The sequence below is a fragment of the Pseudomonas sp. 05N434 genome (assembly GCF_056396965.1).
Genome location: NZ_JBFTMK010000416.1, coordinates 1 through 4,535, shown reverse-complemented (window position 1 = coordinate 4,535; position 4,535 = coordinate 1). Strand labels below are relative to the sequence as shown.

Here is a 4,535-nt window from a genome sequence, read left to right as displayed (position 1 = left end):
GTGCAAGTCACTGTAGGCGAGCGTCGTGCTTCGCGTGTTACAGCTGCGCAAGCTGGCCACTTCGCTAAGGCGAACGTTGCCGCTGGTCGTACCGTAATGGAATTCCGCCTTGAAGAAGGCGAGTACCAGGCCGGCGATCTGATCAATGCTGAAATCTTCGCTGCTGGTCAACTGGTTGATGTAACCGGTCAGTCCAAAGGTAAAGGCTTCCAGGGTACGATCAAGCGTTGGAATTTCCGCGGGCAAGATAACACCCACGGTAACTCCGTATCCCACCGCGTTCCAGGCTCTATCGGCCAGTGCCAGACTCCTGGTCGTGTATTCAAGGGCAAAAAAATGTCCGGTCATATGGGCGCTGAGCGCGTGACCGTGCAGTCCCTCGAAGTAGTGCGCGTGGACGCTGAACGCAATCTGTTGTTGGTCAAGGGCGCTGTTCCTGGCGCTACTGGCGGCAACTTGGTTGTACGTCCAGCAGCCAAGGCTCGCGGTTAAGGGGAAGCTGACATGCAATTAAATGTAAATGACGCTCAAGCGATCGAAGTTTCCGAACTGACATTTGGCGGCGAATTCAACGAGACGCTGGTTCACCAAGCAGTCGTGGCCTACATGGCCGGCGGCCGTCAAGGTAGCAAGCAGCAAAAGACCCGTTCCGACGTTCGTGGTGGCGGTAAGCGCCCATGGCGTCAGAAAGGTACTGGCCGTGCTCGTGCCGGTACTATCCGTAGCCCAATCTGGCGTGGCGGCGGTACCACTTTCGCAGCTCGTCCTCAGGATCACTCCCAGAAGCTGAACAAGAAGATGTATCGCGCAGCAATGCGTTCCATCCTTGCTGAGCTGGTGCGTACTGATCGTCTGGTCGTGGTTCAGGATTTCGCTGTTGAAACGCCGAAAACCAAAGACCTGCTGGGCAAACTGAACAACATGAGCCTGACCGACGTTCTGATCGTGTCGGACGCTGTTGATCAGAACCTGTACCTGGCTGCTCGTAACCTGCCGCACGTTGATGTACGTGATGTGCAAGGTTCCGATCCAGTTAGTCTGATCGCATACGACAAGGTGTTGATCACCGTGTCGGCCGTGAAGAAATTCGAGGAGCTGCTGGGATGAACCAGGAACGCGTATTTAAAGTTCTGCTTGGCCCGCACGTTTCCGAGAAGGCTACGGTTCTGGCAGACAAGAAAGGCCAGTTCGTTTTCAAGGTTGCCACTGACGCAACCAAGCTGGAAATCAAGAAGGCCGTCGAAAGCCTGTTCAGCGTGAAAGTAGAGCGTGTTACTACCCTGAATGTTCTGGGTAAGAGCAAGCGCACTGCTCGCGGTCTGGGCAAGCGTAATGACTGGAAGAAGGCAGTTATCTCCCTTCAGCCAGGCCAAGATCTCGATTTCAGCAGCAGTGCTGAGTAAGGAAGGGGTGCATCATGGCAATCGTTAAATGCAAACCGACTTCCCCTGGCCGCCGTTTTGTGGTCAAGGTGGTCAACCAGGAGCTGCATAAAGGCGCTCCTCACGCACCGCTGCTCGAGAAAAAATCGAAGTCTGGTGGTCGTAACAACAATGGTCGTATTACCACTCGTCACATCGGTGGTGGCCATAAGCAGCATTATCGTCTGGTCGATTTCCGTCGCAACGACAAAGATGGCATCGCTGCCACTGTTGAGCGTATCGAATACGATCCAAACCGTACTGCTCACATCGCTCTGCTGCTGTACGCAGATGGCGAGCGTCGCTACATCATCGCGCCTAAAGGCGTGAGTGCTGGCGACCAGCTGATCGCAGGTGCTCTGGCACCGATCAAGCCGGGCAACGCTCTGCAACTGCGTAACATTCCAGTTGGTAGCACCGTACACGGCATCGAATTGAAGCCAGGTAAAGGCGCGCAAATCGCTCGTTCCGCTGGTGCTTCGGCTCAGCTGATCGCTCGTGAAGGTGTCTACGTGACCCTGCGTCTGCGTTCTGGTGAGATGCGTAAAGTGCTGGCTGAATGCCGCGCGACCCTGGGCGAAGTCTCGAACTCCGAGCACAGCCTGCGTTCGCTGGGTAAAGCTGGTGCCAAACGCTGGCGTGGCGTTCGCCCAACCGTTCGTGGTGTTGCCATGAACCCGGTTGACCACCCACATGGTGGTGGTKAAGGTCGTACCTCTGGTGGTCGTCATCCGGTATCGCCATGGGGCTTCCCGACTAAGGGCGCGAAGACTCGTGGTAATAAGCGTACCGACAAAATGATCGTCCGTCGTCGCAAGTAAATAGAGGGATACGACAGTGCCACGTTCTCTGAAAAAAGGTCCTTTTATCGATCTTCACCTACTGAAGAAGATCGAAGTGGCGGCGGAAAAGAACGATCGCAAACCAGTTAAAACCTGGTCGCGTCGCTCGATGATCCTGCCACAAATGGTCGGTCTGACCATCGCAGTACACAACGGTCGTCAACACGTCCCAGTTCTCGTTAACGAAGACATGGTCGGCCACAAACTGGGCGAGTTCGCCGGTACCCGCACATATCGTGGGCACGTGGCAGACAAGAAAGCCAAGCGTTAAGGGGTTAGGAAATGGAAGTAGCCGCTAAGTTGTCGGGCGCTCGAATCTCCGCCCAGAAAGCCCGCTTGGTCGCCGACCAGATCCGCGGGAAGAAGGTGGGCGAAGCGCTCAACCTGTTGGCTTTCAGCAGTAAGAAAGCCGCCGAGATCATGAAGAAAGTGCTGGAGTCGGCCGTAGCCAACGCCGAGCATAACGAAGGCGCAGACGTTGATGACCTTAAGGTCAGCACCGTTTTCGTCAACGAAGGGCGTTCGCTGAAGCGCATCATGCCACGTGCCAAAGGCCGTGCTGATCGCATCGTCAAGCGGTCTTGCCATATCACTGTCAAGGTTGCTGACAAGTAACGGAGTCGAAGAGATGGGTCAGAAAGTACATCCCATTGGCATTCGCCTGGGAATCGTCAAGGAGCACACCTCCGTCTGGTACGCAGACGGTCGGACTTATGCGGACTACTTGTTCGCTGATCTGAAGGTGCGTGAGTATCTCCAAGACAAACTAAAAAGCGCGTCCGTAAGCCGTATCGATATCCATCGTCCGGCCCAAACTGCACGTATCACCATCCACACCGCTCGTCCAGGTATCGTTATCGGGAAGAAAGGTGAAGATGTTGAGAAACTGCGTCAGGACCTGACCAAGCAAATGGGTGTGCCTGTGCACATCAATATCGAAGAGATCCGCAAGCCGGAGCTCGACGGTATGCTGGTTGCGCAGAGCGTAGCTCAGCAGCTGGAGCGTCGCGTAATGTTCCGTCGCGCTATGAAGCGCGCTGTTCAGAACGCCATGCGCATTGGTGCCAAAGGCATCAAAATCCAAGTGAGCGGTCGTCTCGGCGGTGCTGAAATCGCACGTACTGAATGGTATCGCGAAGGTCGTGTGCCTCTGCACACCCTGCGTGCCGACATCGACTATGCCAACTACGAAGCTCACACCACTTATGGTGTGATCGGTGTAAAGGTTTGGATCTTCAAAGGCGAAGTAATTGGTGGTCGCCAAGAAGAACTGAAACCACAAGCACCAGCGCCTCGTAAAAAAGCTGCTAAGTAAGGGGTACGCCAAATGTTGCAACCAAAGCGTACGAAGTTCCGCAAGCAAATGACTGGTCACAACCGTGGCCTGGCATTGCGCGGTAGCAAAGTCAGCTTCGGCGAGTTCGCGCTGAAGTCTGTTGCTCGTGGTCGTCTCACCGCTCGTCAGATCGAGTCAGCGCGTCGTGCACTGACCCGTCACGTTAAACGTGGCGGCAAGATCTGGATCCGTGTATTCCCGGACAAGCCTATTTCCAAAAAGCCACTCGAAGTTCGGATGGGTAAAGGTAAGGGTAACGTGGAATACTGGGTTGCCCAGATTCAGCCAGGCAAAGTCCTGTATGAAATCGAGGGTGTTTCTGAAGAGCTGGCGCGTGAGGCTTTCGCCCTGGCTGCTGCAAAGCTGCCGCTCGCCACCTCCTTTGTTAAACGGACGGTGATGTGATGAAAGCGAATGAACTTCGTGAAAAATCCGCACAGCAGCTGAACGAGCAACTGCTCGGCCTGCTGCGCGACCAGTTCAATCTGCGTATGCAGAAAGCAACTGGCCAGTTGGGGCAGTCTCATCTGCTCTCGCAAGTTAAGCGTGACATCGCTCGCGTGAAGACTGTGCTCAACCAGCAGGCAGGTAAGTAATCATGGCTGAAGCCGAAAAAACTGTCCGTACGCTGACTGGCCGTGTTGTCAGCGACAAGATGGACAAAACCATCACCGTTCTGATCGAGCGTCGCGTTAAGCACCCGATCTACGGTAAATACGTTAAGCGTTCGACTAAGCTGCACGCGCACGACGAAACCAATCAGTGCCACATCGGCGACAAAGTCACTATTCGTGAAACTCGTCCTTTGGCCAAGACCAAGTCTTGGGCGCTGGTTGATGTTCTCGAACGCGCTGTGGAAGTCTAAGGACTAGGGGTCGGAGAAATTATATGATTCAGACTCAATCCATGCTCGATGTGGCCGATAACAGCGGCGCT

10 protein-coding genes are annotated in these 4,535 nt (G+C 54.7%); all 10 read left to right on the top strand.

The annotated features are described in order from the left end of the window. A partial coding sequence (rplC, locus tag AC1DLB_RS22155; RefSeq protein WP_477785646.1) for a 50S ribosomal protein L3 occupies positions 1–492 on the top strand: 492 nt, incomplete at its 5' end. Between the two features lie 12 nt (positions 493–504). Beyond that, a complete protein-coding gene (gene rplD, locus AC1DLB_RS22150) occupies positions 505–1,107 on the top strand; it encodes a 50S ribosomal protein L4 (protein WP_003228735.1) in 603 nt (200 codons plus the stop codon). Then, positions 1,104–1,403 (top strand): 50S ribosomal protein L23, encoded by a 300-nt coding sequence (gene rplW / locus AC1DLB_RS22145; RefSeq protein WP_002555488.1) that lies wholly within the window; start codon positions 1,104–1,106, stop codon positions 1,401–1,403. Before rplD ends, rplW begins: the two co-directional genes overlap by 4 nt. A 14-nt stretch (positions 1,404–1,417) precedes the next feature. After that, positions 1,418–2,242 (top strand): 50S ribosomal protein L2, encoded by an 825-nt coding sequence (rplB, locus tag AC1DLB_RS22140; RefSeq protein ID WP_477785645.1) that lies wholly within the window; start codon positions 1,418–1,420, stop codon positions 2,240–2,242. Positions 2,243–2,258: 16 nt separating this feature from the next. Further along, positions 2,259–2,534: a 30S ribosomal protein S19 gene (gene rpsS, locus AC1DLB_RS22135; protein ID WP_002555486.1), complete on the top strand. Its 276-nt coding sequence runs from the start codon at positions 2,259–2,261 to the stop codon at positions 2,532–2,534. A gap of 11 nt (positions 2,535–2,545) precedes the next feature. Further along, complete coding sequence (rplV, locus tag AC1DLB_RS22130) at positions 2,546–2,878, top strand: 50S ribosomal protein L22 (protein WP_003103908.1); 333 nt, start codon at positions 2,546–2,548, stop codon at positions 2,876–2,878. 13 nt (positions 2,879–2,891) lie between these two features. Then, positions 2,892–3,578 carry a 30S ribosomal protein S3 gene (gene rpsC / locus AC1DLB_RS22125; RefSeq protein WP_003176422.1) on the top strand — a complete coding sequence of 229 codons (687 nt, stop codon included), beginning with the start codon at positions 2,892–2,894 and terminating at the stop codon, positions 3,576–3,578. A 12-nt stretch (positions 3,579–3,590) separates the two neighbouring features. After that, the gene (gene rplP / locus AC1DLB_RS22120) at positions 3,591–4,004 is read left to right on the top strand and encodes a 50S ribosomal protein L16 (RefSeq protein ID WP_003228729.1); all 414 of its coding nucleotides are present in this window, start codon (positions 3,591–3,593) and stop codon (positions 4,002–4,004) included. Then, complete coding sequence (gene rpmC, locus AC1DLB_RS22115; protein ID WP_002555481.1) at positions 4,004–4,195, top strand: 50S ribosomal protein L29; 192 nt, start codon at positions 4,004–4,006, stop codon at positions 4,193–4,195. Before rplP ends, rpmC begins: the two co-directional genes overlap by 1 nt. 2 nt (positions 4,196–4,197) lie before the next feature. Continuing rightward, positions 4,198–4,464: a 30S ribosomal protein S17 gene (gene rpsQ / locus AC1DLB_RS22110; RefSeq protein WP_003176419.1), complete on the top strand. Its 267-nt coding sequence runs from the start codon at positions 4,198–4,200 to the stop codon at positions 4,462–4,464. Positions 4,465–4,535 lie beyond the last annotated feature (71 nt).